Below are 16,979 nucleotides of genomic sequence, written 5' to 3'. Positions count from 1 at the left end.
GGACGACCCATGATCCGCACCCTGATGACCCGCGCCGCCCACATGACCCTCGGCGTCCTGGCCGGCTCGGCCATGGCCTACGCCGTGCTGCAAGGCGCGCCGGCGATGGCCCAGACCGCAGCCCCGACCGGCGTACCGGCGCCGGTCGCCGCACCGGCCCCGGCGACCACGCCCGCCGACCCGGCCCTGTGGGTCGTCCGCGACGCGGATTCGACCCTTTATCTGTTCGGCACCATCCACGTGCTGCGTCCCGGGACCGAATGGCAGACCCCGCGCGTCCAGGCCGCCTTCGATAGCGCCACGGATGTCTGGATGGAGATCGAGAACCCCGACGACCAGTCGGCCTTGCAGCCCCTGATCGTCCAGCACGGCCTGTCGATGACCCGGCCCCTGTCCAGCCTGCTGACCGCCGAGGAGTTCGCCCGCCTGGACGTCGCCGCCAAATCCATCGGCGCGTCGGGCGAGCAGCTGAACATCTTCCGCCCCTGGCTGGCGGGCCTGACCCTGTCGGTCGCGCCCCTGGCCAAGGCCGGTTACGACCCCGCCTCGGGCGTCGAGCTGACGCTGAAGGCGAAGGCCGAGGCGGCGGGCAAGTCGATCCACGGCTTCGAGAGCCTGGCCGACCAGATCCAGGTGCTGGCCGGCCTGCCCGAGGACGAGCAGCTGGTGTTCCTGCGCTCGACGCTGGAGGACTACGACGACGCGGTCACCATGATCGACGGCATGGTCTCGGCCTGGTCGGCCGGCGACGTGGCGGCGCTGGATCGGCTGGTGGTCGAGGACATGAAGGCCGAGAGCCCGGTCATCTACCGCGCCCTGCTGGTCGATCGGAACGCCGATTGGGTGCAGCAGATCCAGGGCCTCCTGGCCGGGTCGGGGACCGCCTTCATCGCCGTCGGCGCCGCCCACCTGGCCGGCGACGACAGCGTCCAGACCATGCTTCAGGCCAAGGGCGTGACGGTCGAGCGGCTAGAGTAGCCGCCCGACCCTCGGGATCAGACGACCGTCTTTTTCCAGTCGCCGATGACGCGTTCCAGCACCGTCATCGGCACGCCGCCGGCGTTCAGGCCCGCGTCGTGGAAGCCCTTGATGCTGAACCGGTCGCCCAGCTCGGCCTTGGCCTGTTCGCGCAGACGCACCCAGGCGGTGTGGCCGACCTTGTAGCTGCAGGCCTGACCCGGCCAGACGCAGTAGCGCTCGATCTCGGTGGCGACGGAGCTCTCCTGATCGCCGGTCGCCGCCATCATCGACTGAATCGCCTGCTCGCGGCTCCAGCGCTTGAAGTGCAGACCGGAGTCCACCACCAGGCGCGAGGCGCGGAACATCATCGACTGCAGATAGCCGATGCGGCCCCAGGCGTCGTTCTCATAGACGCCCATTTCGTCGGCCAGTTGTTCCGAATACAGCGCCCAGCCTTCCGAGAAGGCCGAGAAGCCCAGCACCTTCATCAGCATGGGCGTGTCGGCCTTTTCCTGCTGCAGGCTGATCTGCAGATGGTGGCCCGGAATCGCCTCGTGGTACGTCAGGGTCGGCAGCGTCCACTTGGGCCACTCGGCCGTATCACGAAGGTTGATGTAGTAGGCGCCCGGCCGCGAGCCATCCAGCGCCGCGCCGTTGTAATAGCCGCCGGGCGCGCCCGCCTCGATTTCCTTGGGCACCCGCTTCACCTCGACCGGGGCCTGCGGCAGGCGGCCGAAATAGTCGGGCAGGCGGGCCTGCATGGCGCGGATCTGGACATTCAGGTCGGCCAGCAGCGCCTCCTTGGCCGCATCGGTGTTGGGGTAGATGAAGCGCGGATCCTTGCCCATGGCGGCGATCCGCTCGCCCACCGTGCCCTGCGTCATGCCCTCGGCCTTCAGCAGTTCGTCGGCGCGAGCGGACAGTTCGGCCAGCTGCTCGAGGCCCAGCTCATGGACCTCCTGACCGGTCATGTTGGTGGTCGTGAAATACTTCAGGCCGAAGTCGTAATAGGCCTCGCCGTCCGGCAGCCGCCAGACGCCGGCCTCATGCGTCGCGGTCGGCTGCTGGGCGCGCAGGGCGTCGGCCTGACGGGCCAGGGCAGGCATGACGGTCTGTTCGACGATGGTCTGCGCGCGGCCGGCCCAGTCGCCGGCCAGCCCCTTCTCGGCCGCGCGGCGCGCCACCGACTTGACCAGGGTCAGGTCGGCCGGGCGGGCGTCCAGCATGGCGCCCATCTGAGTCAGCGTCTTGGCTATGACGAAGTCGGGCGGCACGGCCCCGGCGGCGAACTCCGCCTCCATCCGCGCCGTCTCCTGATCCAGCGCCGTGCCGAAGGCCGACAGGCGCGACAGATAGGCCTCGGCGTCCTCGGTCGTCTCGATGGTGTGCTGGCTGTCCAGGAAATCGGGGATGCCCTGGTACGAACCGGATAGCTGGCTGACCGTGTAGGGCGAGGGGAAGAAGCCGCCGCCGTAGGGGAACTGATAGCCCTGGATCACCGTGTCGCCGAAGAACTTCAGCGTGTCGAAATAGACCGCGTCCTGGGCGCCCAGAGCATCGCGGTCGATGCCGTCCATTGAGGCGATGGCGGCGCGGAACTCAGCCTTGTCGCCGTCGATCTTGGCCTGGGAGCGATCCTCCAGCAGGCGCTTCATCGGCGCGTTCGGCCCCTTGTCGAGGCCCAGGCCGGTCAGTGTCTCGGGCGACTTCAGCACCATCTCCTCGACCACCGTCTGCAGCAGGGCGTGCAACTGCTGCGACGCGGCGTTGTCGGGGGTCTGGGCGAGGGCCTGCCCCGAGGCCGCCAGGGCGGCGCCGGCGGCGGCGGTGAACATCAGGCGGCGGCGGTCGATCATCGGAGGGCTCCGTCAGGCGAAAGGAAAGGGGGGTCACGCCGGCCGGCGCATCCGCGCCTCCAGCACGGCCAGGGGCGTCGAGCCGCCTTCCAGCACGCGGTCGTGGAAGGCGCGCAGGTCGAAGCCGGGCTGGCTCTCGGCCTCCTGCCGCAGCCGGGCGATGACCGTGTGGCCGACCTTGTAGGCGCAGGCCTGGCCGGGCCAGACGCAGTAGCGGTTGATCTCGCTGCCAGCCGCGTCGCCGGGCTTGGCGCCGGACGAGGCCATGTAGTCGACGGCCTGTTCGCGGCTCCAGCGATGGTGATGCAGGCCGGTATCCACGACCAGGCGCACCGCCCGGAACAGATAGGACATCAGGAAGCCGACCCGGCCCAGCGGGTCGCCCGCATAGACGTCCAGGTCGTCGGCCGCGACGCTCTCGGCATAGAGCGCCCACCCCTCGTTGAAGGCCGAGAAGCCGGTCGCGCGGCGCCAGGCGGGCAGGCCGCCGGACTCGCGCTGCAGGGCCACCTGCAGGTGATGCCCCGGCGAGGCCTCGTGATAGGTCAGGGTCGGCAGGGCGAACTTGGGCCAGTTCCGCGTCGAGCGCAGGTTGATGTAGTAGGCGCCCGGCCGCGAGCCATCCAGCGGCGGCCCCTGGTAATAGCCGCCCGGCGCCCCGTCCTGGATCGACGGCGGCACGCGGCGCACCTCGACGCGCGACCGCGGTAGGCGGCCGAACAAGCGCGGCAGCAGCGGATCGAGCGCCGCCACCTGACGGTTCAGCGATTCGATCAGCGCCGCCTTGCCCGCGTCGTCGTCAGGCCACAGCTGGGCCGGGTCGTCGTTCAGCGCCTGAACCCGCTGGCCGACCGTGCCCTGGGTCATGCCTTGGGCCTTCAGGATGGCGTCGATCTCGGCGGTGATCTGGGCTACCTGCTCCAGCCCCAGCCGATGGATTTCGTCGGCCGACAGGGTGGTGGTGGTGTTGGCGCGCAGGCCCAGGGCGTAGATCGCCTCGCCCTGCGGCAGACGCCAGACGCCGGCGTCGTGAACCGCCCCGCCCCGCAACGCCTTCAGCGCCTCGATCTGGCGACCCAGAGCCGGCTTGACCTCGGCGTCAACCAGCACGGCCCCGCGCGCGCCATATCCCGACAGCCCCGCGGCCGCGGACTTGCGCTCCAGCGAGCCGATCATCGCCATGTCGCCCGACGGCGTGGCCGCCAGCGTCTCCAGCTGGCCGATGGTCAGGTCCAGAATGAAGTCGGGCGGAACGATCCCGCGAGCGGCCGAGACCTTCACCCGCTCGGTCTCGTCGTCCAGAGCGGGGCCGAACTGCGACAGGCGGGCCAGGAAGGCGTCGGCGCCGGCGGCATCCTCGACCCGGTGCTGGTTGTCCATGAAATCCGGCACGCTGAAATAGGCGCCCGACAGCTGGGTCACGACGTAAGGACTGCGGCCGCCGCCCTGGGGCAGGCCGGCGCCCATTTCGTCAGTCTCGGCGCGGAAGGCGGCGATATCGCGGCTCAGCCGGCCCGCCTCGCTCAGTCCCTCGGCCGAGATGTCCCGCATCGTCGCGGCGCGCGTCAGGGCGCGGGCGCGGTCCGCCATCTCGCCTTCCAGGCTGTAGTCGTCCAGGCGCGACGACAGATAGGCCTTGTCGCCCCGGTCCAGCCCCAGATTGGTCGCCCGCGTCGGCGACCGCTCGATATCCTCGTCGAACCAGCGGTCCAGCAGGGCGTCCAGCCGCGCGTCCGTTGCGTTGCTCTGGGCATGAGCAGGCAGGGCGGCGACGACGCCCGCACCCGCGACGGACAGCATCAGGCGGCGGCGGTCGATCATGAGCTACTCCAGGCTACGGCGCCCGACCTTCAGGCGCGGCGGGTCGCGATCCAGTTGTCCACGACCCGTTCCAGCACGGTCAGCGGCATGCCGCCGCCGGCCAGGGCCGTGTCGTGGAAGCCCTTGATATCGAACCGGGCGCCCAGCGTCGCCTTGGCCTTTTCGCGCAGGCGGACCCATTCGTTGTGACCCACCTTGTAGGCGCAGGCCTGGCCCGGCCAGCTACAGTAGCGGTCGATCTCGCTGGTGGCCGCGCCCTCGGCCCGGCCCGTCTGTTCGATCATGTAGGCGATTGCCTGCTCGCGGCTCCAGCCCTTGGAGTGGATGCCGGTGTCGACCACCAGCCGCACGGCCCGGAACAGCATGGACTGCAGGAAGCCGACCCGGCCCAGCGGGTTCTGGTCATAGGCGCCCAGCTCGTCCGCCAGCTGTTCGGCGTACAGACCCCAGCCCTCGGCGTAGCTGGAGAAGAACAGCAGGTTCATCAGCTTGGGCGCGTCGCCGCTTTCCTGCTGCAGGCTGATCTGCAGGTGATGGCCCGGCGTGGCCTCATGATAGGTCAGGGTCGGCAGGCCGTAGACGGGCCAGTTGGCCGTATCCGTCAGGTTGATCCAGTAGATGCCGGGGCGCGAGCCATCCAGGCTGGGCGAGCTGTAATAGCCTTGGGGCGCGCCCTCCTGCACCTCGGGCGGCACGCGCTTGATCTCGACCGTGGCCTTGGGCAGGCGGCCGAATGCGCGCGGCAGGCGGCCCTGCATGTCGAGCATCTGTTCGTTCAGATGGGCGATCAGCTCGACCTTGGCTGCGTCGGTGTTCGGATAGACCTGGCCGGGAATGGCGCTGAGAGCCTTGACCCGCTCCGCGACCGAGCCTTGGGTCATGCCCTGCGCGCGCAGCAGCGCGTCCGTCCGGCTGGTCAGGTCGGCGACCTGCTCCAGGCCGATCCGGTGGATCTCGTCCGCCGTCAGCCGGGTCGTGGTGATGTAGTGCAGGGCGTTGGCGTAATATTGCTCGCCCTGCGGAAGGCGGGCGACCGAGGGGTTGTGGCCGGCGGTGCGCAGGGCCTGCTTCAGCGCTGCGTTCTGGCGGGCGAGCGCCGGGTTCACCTTGGTCTCGACCAGTTGCGCGACCTGGGCGCCCCAGTCTCCGCCGACCTCGAAGTCCTCGGTGCGGCGGATGATCGACCGGACCAGGGTCTGGTCCATCGCCGGGGTCGCCAGCATGGCGTCCTGCTGGGCGATGGTCGTCTTCAGGATGAAGTCGGGCGGCACGACGCCGATGGCGAAATCGTCCAGCATCCGGCTGGTTTCGGCGTTCAGAACCTCGGCATAGGCCTCGACCCGCGCGACATAGGCGTCCGCGTCGGCGGCGGTCTCGACCGTGTGCTGGTTGTCGAGGAAATCCGCCGTCCCGTGATAGGCGCCGCCGCCCTGGCTGACGCGATAGACCTGAGGCCACCCGCCCTGGCCGTAGGGAATGTCGAAGGTGGCGATCACCGCGTCCAGATTGGCGGCGATGGTGTCGTAATAGATGCCGTCCTGAGCATCCATCGCGGCGCGGTCCAGCGCGCCCAGCTCGCTGCGCTGGCGACGGGTGAAGGCGCGGAACTCGACCTCCTCGGACAGGGTGGGGATGCTGAGCTGCGATTTGGCGGCGGCGCGGGCGCCCTTGTCGAGGCCCAGGCTGGTGACCGTCTCGGGCGACCGGTCCAGCGTCTCCTCGAACGCCTTGTCCATATAGGCCTGCAACGCGGCCTTGGCCGAGGCGGCGCCCGGGCCGGCGGGGGCGGTGGTGGCGCAGCCCGCAGCGGCGAGGCCCGCTCCAGCGGCGGCGGTGACGAGCAGGCGGCGGCGGTCGATCATGGCGGGCTCCGGCGATTTGCGGGCGAAGCTAGGCCCGCTCACAGCCCGACCGCAAGTAACCGACGCGACAGGCCGCCGTTCAGGCCGCCATTCAGGTCGCCCGTCAGGCCGCGTGCAGCTCCTGCTTCACCCGTTCCGCCAGCGTCTTGATGTCCAGCGGCTTGGGCAGGAAGGACACGCCGACTTCGTCCTGCAGCAGGTCCGAGAAGTCGCTCTCGGCATAGCCGGAGATGAACATGACCGGCGCATCGCCCAGGTATTGCCGCGCCTTCTTCAGCAAGGACGGGCCGTCCAGACCCGGCATGATGACGTCACTGATCAGCATGTCGATCTGGCCCGCCCATTCCTCGGCGAGGATCAGAGCCTCCTCGCCGTCCGCCGCCTCGATCACCTCATATCCGCGCTGGCGCAGCAGGCGGGCGGCGATGCCGCGCACGGCGGCCTCGTCCTCGACGAACAGGATGCGGCCGGCGCCCGACAGGTCGCGCGGCGCCTTGACGACCTTGGGCTCGGGGGGCGCGAACTCGACCAGTTCGGCCTCGGCGGCGGCGGGCAGGAAGATGCGGAAGACGGCGCCGCCCGCCTCGGCGTTGGACACGGCGATGTGCCCGCCGGCCTGCTGGACGATGCCGTAGACGGTGGCCAGCCCCATGCCGGTGCCCTCGTTTACCGCCTTGGTGGTGAAGAAGGGCTCGAAGATCTTGTCCAGCAGTTCGGGCGGCACGCCCGGGCCGCTGTCGGCCACCTCGATCAGGGCCACGGCCTCGCCCGTCGGTTCGGCCCAGCCGAGCGCCTGCGCCTGTTCCAGGGTCAGGCGGCGGGTGCGGATCGAGACCACACCGGCGCCGGGCTCCACCACGCCGCGCATGGCGTCGCGCGCATTGACGGCCAGGTTCATGACGGCGGTTTCAAGCTGCGACTTGTCGGCCAGGACGATGGGCAGGTCGCGCCCATGGTCGGTCTCCAGCCGCACGTCCTCGCGCAGCAGGCGGCGCAGCAGCACCGCGAACTCGCCGACCAGCTCGCCCAGATCCAGCCGCTCGCGCCGCACCGTCGACTTGCGCGAGAAGGCCAGCAGCTTGCGCACCAGATCGGCGGCCCGGATGGCCGTCTGGCGAATCTCGTTCAGCCCCTCGTAGGACGGGTCGCCCACCGGGTGCTGTTCCAGCAGGCCCGACAGCTGCAGCTGGATGGCGGTCAGCAGGTTGTTGAAGTCGTGGGCCACGCCCCCGGCCAGCTGGCCCACGGCCTGCATCTTCTGGGCCTGCGACAGCTGCAGCTCCATCGACTTCTGGGCCGAGACGTCGAACAGCCAGATGCGCCGCGCCTCGCCTTCGGGTGCGACATAGAGGTGCAGCATCCGGTCCGGATGGGCCCGCGCCACCAGCTCGATCGGCCCTTGCGAGCCCGCCGCCAGCTTGGCCCGCGCCTCCGACACACCCGTCGGCTCGAACAGATGGCCGAAGGCGGCGTCGCGCGCGGCGTTGGGGCCGGTCAGCACCTCCAGCGCGGCGTTGGGCTCGCTCGCCTTCCCCGTGAACAGGTCGTCCGCCGCGATCAGAGCCGAGCCGAAGGGCGCGCCGGCCGCCATGGCGCGCGCGTCGCCGTGACTGCGGGCAGGCGCGCTGGGCGCCGCCTGGGCGATCGGCAGGGCGGCGTCGGGCGCCTGGCGCACCAGGAAGCGGCCCTCGCCGATCTGGCCGATCGTGACCTCGACGTCACGCGCGCCGATGTGGACGATGGCCGAGCCCTGTCGTCCCTGGCGGGCGTCGGTGAAGGCGGCGTAGAGGGCCGCGCCCGCCTTGGCCTTCGGCAGGGCCTGGGCCGCGCCGTTGGCGGTCGACCAAGCGGCGTTGAAGGCCAGGATCTGACCGGAGGCCCAGACGATGGCGGCCGGCTCGGCCATGGCGTCCAGCAAGTCGACGGCCGCATCGGATCCCGACCGCGGCCGCTCGGCCCGGCCAAACCCGAACAGGCCGACCAGCGCCACCACGCCCACCGTCAGGATCAGCATCAGGCCGGGCGTCGTGATCGGATTGGCGCGAAAGGCCGGATAGGCTAGGGCCGCGACGGTCACGACGAGGCCCGCCGCCATCAGGACGGTCGACAGGCTTCCAAAGCGGCGGGGTTCGGCCATGCCAAGCTCGCGAATCAGTGGCGAGAGCATAGCCGCGCCGGGCGCGCGGCCCAAAAGGCCCGCTTCACCGCGCCTTGGCGGCCCTGGCCTCCAGGTTGCGGGCGACCGCCGCGCGGATCAGCGCCTTGAACGCGTCCGGATCCACAGCCTCGCCCTCCCGCACGTCGATGGCCCGCCGCATGCCGCCGCCGAGGCTGGCGTTGAAGAGCCCGCTGGGGTCCGGCAGGGCCGCGCCGTGGGCGAACGTCAGCTTCACATAGGTCTTGTAGGTCTCGCCCGTGGTGATGATCCCGGCCCGCTCCCAGACCGGCGTGCCCATCATGTCGTTGGACGCCTTGGCCCACTTGCAGGTCTCCTCGATGGCCGGATCGGCTTCCAGGATCAGGGCGCGAAGGCCGGACAGGGTCTGGCCGCGCCAGTCGCCCAGGCGGGCGATGATGGCGTCGATCTTCTCGGACGCGGTCGGCTCGCTCACATCTTTTCTCCGGGCAGGGCGGCGGCCTGCTTCAGCCAGTCCCGCAATTGGACCTCGTCCCAGTTGGACTCATCCAGATGCCAGTAGGCGACGCGCGCAACCTTGGACCCCACCGGCGGCGGCGAATCCAGTTCCGCCCCGTTGAAGAAGCTGACCTTGATGTAGCGCTCGAAAACGTGGAGCCCGAGAAACCAGCCCGCCTGATCCGGGGCGCCGTAGAGCGGGCTGTTCCACTTCACCGCCTTGCGCACGCCCGGAACGGCGGCGGTGACCACGGCGTCCAGTTGCGCGGCCGCCGCGCGCTTCCACCCCGGACAGGCGGCGATCCACGCCTGAACCGGCGCATCGCCGTCCCCCTTGGGGATCTGCGGGTTGCCGCCGGAGAGCCGTTTCGGAGCATCATTCATCGGGCTTCAGCCTGCCCATCACCGTCTCGATGACGCGCTGATAGACCTCCGTCAGGGCCTCGATCTCGGCCACGGGCACGCGCTCGTCGACCTGGTGCATGGTCTGGCCGACGAGGCCCAGTTCCAGCACGGGGCAGAGCGCGCGGATGAAACGGGCGTCCGAGGTGCCGCCGGTGGTGCTGGCTTCGGGGCGCACGCCCAGCACGGCCTCGCAGGCGTCCTGCACGGCGGCGACGAAACTGCCCGCCTCGGTCAAGAAGGCCTCGCCCGAGCACTGGTGGTCCAGCACGATCTCGACGCCGGATGCCAGCGCTTCGGCGGCGGCCTCGGCGTCGATCCAGGCGATCAGGCCGTCGCCGGTGTGGTTCGGATTGAAGCGGATGTTCAACCGCCCGCGCGCCTCCGCCGGAATGACGTTCGTCGCCGGATTGCCGACGTCGAGCGTGGTGATCTCCAGGTTCGACGGCTGGAATGCGGTGAAACCCGTATCGAGCACATGGGCGTCCAGCTTTGACATCAGCCGCGCCAGCACCGGCACGGGGTTGGCCGCCCGGTCAGGATAGGCGACGTGGCCCTGGCGGCCCTTGACCGTGATCCAGGTGTTCAGCGACCCGCGCCGGCCGATCTTGATCATGTCGCCGAGCACCCGCTGGGACGACGGCTCGCCGACCACGCAGGCGTCGATGATCTCGCCCTCGGCGGCCAGCTGCTCGACCACCCGCTTGGTGCCGTGCAGGGCCGGTCCTTCTTCGTCGCCGGTGATGAGAAAGGACAGGGAGCCGGCCGGTTCGGTGGCGGCCAGCACGCGCGAGACGGCGGCGGTCCAGGCGGCGATACCGCCCTTCATGTCGGCCGCGCCCCGGCCGTAGAGGACGCCGTCGCGCACTTCGGCCTCGAACGGCCCGGCGCTCCAGTCGGCCTCGGCGCCCACGGGCACCACGTCGGTATGGCCGGCGAAGCAGAGGTTGGGGCGGGCCGTCCCACGCCGGGCGTAGAGGTTCTCGATCCCCTCGAACGCCATCCGGCGACACGCGAAGCCCATCGCCTCCAGCCGCGCCTGCAACACGTCCATCGCGCCTTCGTCCAACGGCGTGACGGATGGACGCCGGATCAGGTCGCGGGTCAGTTCGACGGGATCGATCATAGGAAGTGATGCGCGGGACATGCGCCTATGCTTTAGGAGGCTTCGCCATAATGCCCAAGATCGACATTGCATCCGCGCCGCAAAGCGCCGGGACCGCTTATCCGGAGGAATACGCCGCGCCGTGCAAGCCACGTCGCCGCGCCCGGCTGGGCGACGCGGCCGGGCTGGACCAGTTCGGCGTCAATTTGCTGCGCCTGCCGGCGGGGGCCTGGTCGTCGCAGCGCCACTGGCACTCGGGCGAGGACGAGTTCGTCTGGATCGTCGAGGGTGAGGTCGTGCTGGTCGAGGATGGCGGGGAAACGGTGCTGAGAGCCGGCGACTGCGCCGGCTTCAAGGCCGGCGTCGCCGACGGCCACAAGATCGAGAACCGCTCCGGGCGAGACGCGCTGTTGCTGGAGGTCGGCTCGCGCCGACCGGGTCAGGATTCAGCGGACTATCCCGATATCGACATGGTCTTCCCCGCCGGGGCCGACCGCTATTTCCACCGCGACGGAAGCCCCTACCCGAAACATGACCGACGGACCTGAAGCCCCCCAACCCATCACCCCCGCCGTGTCCGAGGCGGCCCTGGCGGCGCACGGGACCAATCCCTGGGTCATCAACGATTTCCGCCTGCTGTGGGTCGGGCGGCTGGCCGCCGTCCTGGCGATCCAAATCCAGTCGACCTGCGTCCTGTGGCAGGTGCTGGATATCGCCCGGCTGCGCGGGGCCTCGATCGAGCAGGCGGCGCTTTACACCGGCGCCGTCGGGCTGGTGCAGTTCCTGCCGCTGCTGATCCTGACCCTGCCGGCGGGCGAGATGGCCGACCGACGCGACCGGCGCCTGACCGTCATGGCCTCCATCGGCGGCGAGCTGTTCTGCGCCGTCGCCTTCCTGGGCCTGGCCCTGCACGGGGCGCCGCCGCTGTGGGGGCTGCTGGTCATCGCCGCCATCTTCGGCGTCTCGCGCGCCTTCCTGGCCCCCGCCAGCCAGGCCTTCCTGCCCATGATCGTCGGCCGCGCCGCCCTGCCGCGCGCCATCGTGGCCCAGTCGCTGGCCTTCCAGGTCGGCGCCATCGCCGGCCCAGCCGTCGGCGGCCTGTTGATCGCCGTATCGACCGCCTTCGCCTATGGCGTGTCGGTGGTGCTGTTCACCCTGGCGCTGGGCTGTTTCGTGCTGATCAAGACCTCGGGCCTGCCGCTGAACCGGCTGACGGCGGCGGGGCTGGCCGGACGGATCGCCTCGGTGAAGGAGGGGCTGGCCTACATCTGGAAGACCGGCGTGGTCATGGGGGCCATCTCGCTGGATCTGGTCGTGGTGCTGCTGGCGGGCGTCGCCCTGCTGATCCCCATATTCGCGCGCGACATCCTGCACATCGGGCCGGAGGGCTTCGGACTGTTCCGCGCCTCCTTCGGCGTCGGCGCCTTCAGCATGGCGCTGTATCTGGCGCGCTGGCCGATCGTGAAGCACGGCGGGCGGTGGATGTTCGGGGCGGTGGCCGTTTTCGGGGTCTGCACCCTGATCTTCGGCGTCTCGCGCGTCGTCTGGCTGTCGGGCGCGGCCCTGTTCATCGCCGGGGCGGCCGACATGATCAGCGTCAATATCCGCCAGACCCTGATCCAGCTGGCCACGCCCGATCACATGCGCGGACGGGTGTCGTCGGTGTCCATGCTGTTCATCGGCGCCTCCAACGAGCTGGGCGACGCCTTCACCGGCCTGGTGTCCTACCTGCTGAGGCCCGTAGGCGCGGCGATCTTCGGCGGCATCGGGGCCCTGGTCGCCACGGGGGTCTGGGCCAAGCTGTTCCCCGACCTGCGCAAGGCGGACAAGCTGAGCTGAGAAGTCCCTCCCCCTCAGTCGTCATCCTCGGACTTGATCCGAGGATGACGTGGGTAGGCGTGGCGCTCAGGCCAGCTTGCGCGCGGCTTCCAGGTCGGCGGGGTTGTCGACGGACAGGGGGGCTTCGGCGACGACGGCGGCCCAGATGGTCAGGCCCATCTCCAGCGCGCGCAACTGCTCCAGCTTCTCGCGCATCTCCAGCGGCGACGGCGGGGCGGCGCAGAAGCGGTCCAGCGCCTCGCGGCGGTAGCCGTAGACGCCGATGTGCCGCCAGATCGGCGCGTCGCCGTACAGGGTCGAGCGGGTGAAATAGAGGGCGCGCGCGGAGTGATCGCCTTCGGCCAGGGCCAGCACCGCCTTGACCACGTCCGGGTTCGACCGGTCCGACACGTCCAGCTCGGGCGCGACCAGTGTGGCGATGTCGCATTCGGGGCGGCTGTGCAGCACGGCGGCGCAGGCGACGGCCAGGCCGGGATCGGCGAAGGGCATGTCGCCCTGCAGGTTCACCACGGCGTCGAAGTCGCCCTCCGGGTCGATGGCGTCGATGGCGGCGCGAATGCGGTCCGAGCCCGAGGGCAGCGACGGATCGGTCAGGACGGCGCGGCCGCCCGTCGCCTCCACCGCCTCGACGATCTCGGGATCGCCCGCCGCCACCGCAACCGGCAAGCCGGACGCCTCGGCCGCCTGATAGGCCCGCACGATCATGGGCTTTCCGCCGATGTCGGCCAGCGGCTTGCCCGGAAGACGGGTCGCGCCCATGCGAGCGGGTATCAATATCAAAGGGGTCATGCGGGGACCTGACAGCTGAGGGCCCGGTCGCGTCGAAATGGCGACCCGGAGCCGTTGCGAAGGCCGCGCTAGCGTGTCAGAGACGCCCACGCAAGGCGAGCGGTCGGTCAGGCCGCGCGCGATGACCAACACGGGATGCGACGACGCGGATGAGCGGCGATCTGAAGTTGAATAAGATTTTCGGCGCCGCCCTGGGCACCGCCTTCGTCATCCTGGTCGTCCAGCAGGGCGCCGCGATGATGTATCACCGCGAGGCGCCCGAGAAGGCCGGCTATTTCGTCGCCGTCCAGGAAGAGGCCTCGGGCGAGGCGGCGGTTCTGCCGACCGACTGGGGCACGGTCCTGCCGGTGGCCGACATCGCCAAGGGCGAGGCCGCCTTCGCGCGCTGCCAGGCCTGCCACAACAACGCCCAGGGCGGCGCCGATGGCATCGGCCCGAACCTCTACGGCGTGGTCGGCGGCCCGGTCATGCACCGCGCCGGCTTCGCCTATTCGGACGCCATGGCCAAGCACAAGGCCGAGTTCCCGACCTGGGGCTATGACGAGCTGGACCACTTCCTGACGGCGCCGGGCCGTTACGTCCCGGGCACCAAGATGTCGTTCGCCGGCATCCGCGACACCCAGACCCGCATCGACCTGATCGCCTATCTGCGCTCGCAGGGTTCGGGCGGTTTCGGCATCCCCGCGCCGGATCCCGCGCGCCAGCCGGGTGCGGCGGCGGCTCCGGCCGACGGCGCTGCGGCCCCGGCCGCCGAGGGCGCCCCGGCCACGGAAGCGGCTCCGACCGCCCCGGCCACGCCCGGCGCCACGACCCAGGCGACGCCGGCGGCCCCGCCCGCCGCGACCAGCCCGGCCCCGCCGAACGCCTGATCGCAGGCTAGAGACCACCAGAGGGCGGCCTTCGCGGGCCGCCCTTTTTTGTTTTGCGGACTATTGCCGCTCATAGACGAGGGTGACCTTGTCGCCCGGCTTCTCGACCAGCCAGCTGACTTCCGTGAAGGACTGGCGGTCGGCGGCGAGCGTGTTCTCACCTTGGACGAAGGGCTTGCCGGCGACCGAGAATGTCCAGCGATAGCTGGTCGGAGAGGTCGCTTTCACCGCAAGGGTGTTGCCGGCGCCTTTCGGACCGGTGTCGGGCGACGGTGCGCCGTCAAACCGGGTCACGATGATGCTGCGCGCCTCAACCGACTCCATCCGCATCGCGGCGTTTCCGGCATCTCGATAGACGAGCGTCTCGGGATCGCCCTTGGCGTCCTCCGCCCTGAGTGACCACAGGCCGAACCACGGATTGGGCTCCGGTCGCTGGCAAGCCGCCAGAAGCATGACTGCCAGGGAAAGGGCTGCGGTCGGTCGCTTGGACATGGATGCCTCGTCGTGAAGTCGATCGAGGAAAAGGCTGCCTGAAGGAGCGCTCGCCGCCAATGGCGGGGTCAGAGCCGGCGGAAGATCGCGGGCTGGTCGCCGTCGGCGAGGCAGCGGGCTTCGACGACATCGAAGGGCTCGGTGACCACGGCGCCGTGGAAGCCGGTGGCGTGCAGGACGGTGTCGGGGTCCAACATCAGGCCGGAATGACCGGTCCACCGGGCGTCCTGCGGCGATAGCCAGACGACCAGATCGCCGCGCCGCGCCTCGGCGCGATCGACGGCGTGGCCCAGCTCGGCCTGATCGGCGGCGCGGCGCGGACCGGGGAGACCGCAGGCCAGCAGCGCTTGCTGCACCAGGCCGGAGCAATCGGTGGAGACGGACGAGCGGGCGCCCGGCGCGTGGGGGCGGCCCAGCAGGCGCTCGGCCACCTCGACCGGGTCGCGCTCGAAGTCGCCGATGGGGGCCAGGCGGTCGTCGCCGTCCCGCGAAACCACTAGGGCGTTCAGGGGCAGGTCCGCCTCGACCGAGGCCACGCGATGGGTCGCCAGCGGCGCGCCGGGGCTCAGGTCCTGCTCGGCGATCCAGCCGACCTCGCCGTCGCGGCGGCAGCGGCCCCACAGGCGGTCGCCGAACCGGTCCAGCACATCGAAGACTTCGCCGGCCAGAAGCTGGCTGATCCGCACCGCTCCAGCCTCGGGACCTTCGAACACATCACAGACCGCGCCACAGCCATGCCACGCCTTGGTCGCGAGATAGGCGGCGGCCGGAACCAGCCCGTCCAGAACCTGTTCCGCCAGGTCGGGCCGCGCCAGGGCGGAGCGGGGGTTGATGAAGTCGGAAAGGTTCAAGCGCAGGCGTCCGATTGGGGCGCCACCCTGCGTACACAGGAACGAAAATCGCCTTAACGACGGCCCGATCAGACGGGAAAGCGACCCTTCAGCCAGGCGTAGGCGGCGCGGATGCCTTGCGCTTCGCCGCCCTCGGGCCAGCCGGGCCGGGCGCGCGGGTTCCAGGCGAAGATGTCCAGGTGCGCCCAGACGCCGGTCTCGGGCGCGAACCGCTTGAGGAACAGGGCGGCGGTGACCGATCCGGCCTGGGCCCAGGCGGCCGGATCGTTGCGCAGGTCGGCGATCTCCGCCTCCAGCGCCGGGGCGTATCCAGCCCACAGCGGCATCCGCCACAGGGGATCGGCCTGATCCCGGCCCGCCGCCAGCAACCCCTCGGCCATCGCGTCGTCGTCCGTATAGAGAGGCGGCAATTGCGGCCCCAGGGCGATCCGCGCCGCGCCGGTCAGGGTGGCGAAATCCAGCGTCACGTCCGGCGAATGCTCACCCGCGCGGGTCAGGGCGTCGGCCAGCACCAGCCGACCCTCCGCATCCGTGTTGCCGACTTCGACCGTCAGTCCCTTGCGCGTCCGCAGGATGTCGCCGGGCCGGAAGGCGTCGCCGGCGATGGCGTTCTCGACCGCCGCCACCACGACCACCAGCCGCACCGGCAGATCGGCCTGGGTGATCATTCGCGCCAGACCCAGCACATGGGCGGCGCCCCCCATGTCCTTCTTCATGTTCCGCATGCCCGCGCCAGCCTTGATGTTCAGGCCGCCGGTGTCGAAGACCACGCCCTTGCCGACCAAGGCGACCAGCGGCAGCTCGGTGCGGTCCAGCCTCCACCCCATTTCGATCAGGCGCGGCGCCCGCGCCGGAACCGCCGCCCGACCGACGGCGTGAACGGCGGGATAGTCGGCCTCCAGAAGGGCGTCGCTGGTGATGACGGTCAGGGTCGCGCCCGCGCTCTCGGCGATCTCTCGCGCGATGGTCTCGATCTGCAGCGGGCCCATGTCGGCGGCGGGCGTATCGACCATTTCGCGGACCAGGGCGCAGGCGCCCGCGATGCGGACCACCTCGTCCACGTCGAGCCCCTCTGGCGCGACCAGCCGGGGCGAGGGCCGCTCCACCGTCTTGTAGCGATCGAAGCGATAGGTCCCCAGAAGGAAGGCCAGGGTCACCGTCCTGGCGTCCTCCGGCTCGGCCTCAAGCCGATAGACGCCGGTCGGCAGCTTGGCCGCCAGCGCCCGCGCGCTCCAGGGATCAAAAGTCTGGCCCGCCCCGACCAGCACATGGTCGAGCCCGCCGTCGGCGCCGGGGACCAGCACCATCTGGCCGGACGCGCCGGTGAAGCCGTTCACCTGCGCCCACGCCATCGCCCGCTCGGCAGTGTCGCCGCCCGGTCCGACGAAGCGGACCGGGACGGCGCCGGACGCCTCAGGCGCATCGACGGCGATGAGGCGGGATGGGAGGGACATGGGGCGCGTCCTGCCTATTAACCAATGATTGATGCGAAGGGCCG

The 16,979-nt window shown here is 70.5% G+C and carries 15 protein-coding genes; 4 read left to right on the top strand and 11 right to left on the bottom strand.

What is annotated here, in order from left to right:
- Positions 1-9 precede the first annotated feature (9 nt).
- Positions 10-978 (top strand): TraB/GumN family protein, encoded by a 969-nt coding sequence (locus tag ASG17_RS01625; RefSeq protein WP_056098332.1) that lies wholly within the window; start codon positions 10-12, stop codon positions 976-978.
- A gap of 17 nt (positions 979-995) precedes the next feature.
- On the opposite strand, the gene ASG17_RS01620 is transcribed toward ASG17_RS01625, so the two are convergent.
- The 7 genes from ASG17_RS01620 to dapE all read right to left on the bottom strand — a co-directional run bounded on the left by ASG17_RS01620 (position 996) and on the right by dapE (position 10,683).
- Entirely contained in the window at positions 996-2,816 is a 1,821-nt protein-coding gene (locus ASG17_RS01620) for a DUF885 family protein (RefSeq protein WP_056098331.1), read from the bottom strand.
- A gap of 33 nt (positions 2,817-2,849) precedes the next feature.
- The gene (locus ASG17_RS01615; protein ID WP_056098329.1) at positions 2,850-4,637 is read right to left on the bottom strand and encodes a DUF885 family protein; all 1,788 of its coding nucleotides are present in this window, start codon (positions 4,635-4,637) and stop codon (positions 2,850-2,852) included.
- 29 nt (positions 4,638-4,666) lie between these two features.
- The gene (locus ASG17_RS01610; protein ID WP_056098327.1) at positions 4,667-6,499 is read right to left on the bottom strand and encodes a DUF885 family protein; all 1,833 of its coding nucleotides are present in this window, start codon (positions 6,497-6,499) and stop codon (positions 4,667-4,669) included.
- A gap of 103 nt (positions 6,500-6,602) precedes the next feature.
- Entirely contained in the window at positions 6,603-8,636 is a 2,034-nt protein-coding gene (cckA, locus tag ASG17_RS01605; RefSeq protein WP_056098958.1) for a cell cycle histidine kinase CckA, read from the bottom strand.
- Between the two features lie 64 nt (positions 8,637-8,700).
- Positions 8,701-9,111, bottom strand: coding sequence for a DUF1801 domain-containing protein (locus tag ASG17_RS01600; protein WP_200935010.1), 411 nt, complete (start codon positions 9,109-9,111; stop codon positions 8,701-8,703).
- Positions 9,108-9,518, bottom strand: coding sequence for a DUF1801 domain-containing protein (locus ASG17_RS01595; RefSeq protein WP_056098323.1), 411 nt, complete (start codon positions 9,516-9,518; stop codon positions 9,108-9,110). The genes ASG17_RS01600 and ASG17_RS01595 overlap by 4 nt, the downstream gene beginning before the upstream one ends.
- Positions 9,511-10,683, bottom strand: coding sequence for a succinyl-diaminopimelate desuccinylase (gene dapE, locus ASG17_RS01590; protein WP_056098320.1), 1,173 nt, complete (start codon positions 10,681-10,683; stop codon positions 9,511-9,513). Before dapE ends, ASG17_RS01595 begins: the two co-directional genes overlap by 8 nt.
- Positions 10,684-10,712: 29 nt before the next feature.
- Here dapE and ASG17_RS01585 point away from each other — a divergent pair, with 29 nt between their 5' ends.
- A complete protein-coding gene (locus ASG17_RS01585; RefSeq protein ID WP_056098319.1) occupies positions 10,713-11,189 on the top strand; it encodes a cupin domain-containing protein in 477 nt (158 codons plus the stop codon).
- The gene (locus ASG17_RS01580; RefSeq protein ID WP_082496050.1) at positions 11,173-12,480 is read left to right on the top strand and encodes an MFS transporter; all 1,308 of its coding nucleotides are present in this window, start codon (positions 11,173-11,175) and stop codon (positions 12,478-12,480) included. Before ASG17_RS01585 ends, ASG17_RS01580 begins: the two co-directional genes overlap by 17 nt.
- A gap of 66 nt (positions 12,481-12,546) precedes the next feature.
- Here ASG17_RS01580 and ASG17_RS01575 read toward each other — a convergent pair whose 3' ends face one another.
- On the bottom strand, positions 12,547-13,269 hold the full coding sequence (locus tag ASG17_RS01575) for a 3-deoxy-manno-octulosonate cytidylyltransferase (RefSeq protein WP_082496049.1): 723 nt from the start codon (positions 13,267-13,269) through the stop codon (positions 12,547-12,549).
- A 149-nt stretch (positions 13,270-13,418) separates the two neighbouring features.
- Between ASG17_RS01575 and ASG17_RS01570 the strand changes: the two genes are divergently transcribed.
- Positions 13,419-14,138, top strand: a complete 720-nt coding sequence (locus tag ASG17_RS01570) for a cytochrome c family protein (protein WP_056098315.1) — start codon at positions 13,419-13,421, stop codon at positions 14,136-14,138.
- 60 nt (positions 14,139-14,198) lie between these two features.
- Here the strand turns inward: ASG17_RS01570 and ASG17_RS01565 are convergent, their stop codons facing one another.
- From ASG17_RS01565 to ASG17_RS01555, 3 genes are all read right to left on the bottom strand, one after another.
- Complete coding sequence (locus tag ASG17_RS01565) at positions 14,199-14,690, bottom strand: hypothetical protein (protein WP_162238760.1); 492 nt, start codon at positions 14,688-14,690, stop codon at positions 14,199-14,201.
- An 8-nt stretch (positions 14,691-14,698) separates the two neighbouring features.
- Positions 14,699-15,481: an NlpC/P60 family protein gene (locus tag ASG17_RS01560; protein WP_056098311.1), complete on the bottom strand. Its 783-nt coding sequence runs from the start codon at positions 15,479-15,481 to the stop codon at positions 14,699-14,701.
- A 68-nt stretch (positions 15,482-15,549) separates the two neighbouring features.
- Entirely contained in the window at positions 15,550-16,935 is a 1,386-nt protein-coding gene (locus ASG17_RS01555) for a M17 family metallopeptidase (RefSeq protein ID WP_056098308.1), read from the bottom strand.
- Positions 16,936-16,979: the final 44 nt, after the last annotated feature.

Origin of the sequence: Brevundimonas sp. Leaf363 (assembly GCF_001424025.1) — a bacterium.
GTDB lineage: Bacteria > Pseudomonadota > Alphaproteobacteria > Caulobacterales > Caulobacteraceae > Brevundimonas.
Note: the sequence above shows the minus strand (reverse complement) of the source record. Positions and strands in the feature narration are given on the sequence as shown.

Coding starts and splice junctions, on each gene's coding strand:
- ASG17_RS01625 (WP_056098332.1), top strand. CDS start 10: ATGATCCGCACCCTGATGACCCGCGCCGCCCACATGACCCTCGGCGTC.
- ASG17_RS01555 (WP_056098308.1), bottom strand. CDS start 16,935: ATGTCCCTCCCATCCCGCCTCATCGCCGTCGATGCGCCTGAGGCGTCC.
- ASG17_RS01615 (WP_056098329.1), bottom strand. CDS start 4,637: ATGATCGACCGCCGCCGCCTGATGCTGTCCGTCGCGGGTGCGGGCGTC.
- ASG17_RS01610 (WP_056098327.1), bottom strand. CDS start 6,499: ATGATCGACCGCCGCCGCCTGCTCGTCACCGCCGCCGCTGGAGCGGGC.
- ASG17_RS01585 (WP_056098319.1), top strand. CDS start 10,713: ATGCCCAAGATCGACATTGCATCCGCGCCGCAAAGCGCCGGGACCGCT.
- ASG17_RS01620 (WP_056098331.1), bottom strand. CDS start 2,816: ATGATCGACCGCCGCCGCCTGATGTTCACCGCCGCCGCCGGCGCCGCC.
- ASG17_RS01570 (WP_056098315.1), top strand. CDS start 13,419: ATGAGCGGCGATCTGAAGTTGAATAAGATTTTCGGCGCCGCCCTGGGC.
- dapE (WP_056098320.1), bottom strand. CDS start 10,683: ATGTCCCGCGCATCACTTCCTATGATCGATCCCGTCGAACTGACCCGC.
- ASG17_RS01595 (WP_056098323.1), bottom strand. CDS start 9,518: ATGAATGATGCTCCGAAACGGCTCTCCGGCGGCAACCCGCAGATCCCC.
- ASG17_RS01575 (WP_082496049.1), bottom strand. CDS start 13,269: ATGACCCCTTTGATATTGATACCCGCTCGCATGGGCGCGACCCGTCTT.
- ASG17_RS01580 (WP_082496050.1), top strand. CDS start 11,173: ATGACCGACGGACCTGAAGCCCCCCAACCCATCACCCCCGCCGTGTCC.
- cckA (WP_056098958.1), bottom strand. CDS start 8,636: ATGGCCGAACCCCGCCGCTTTGGAAGCCTGTCGACCGTCCTGATGGCG.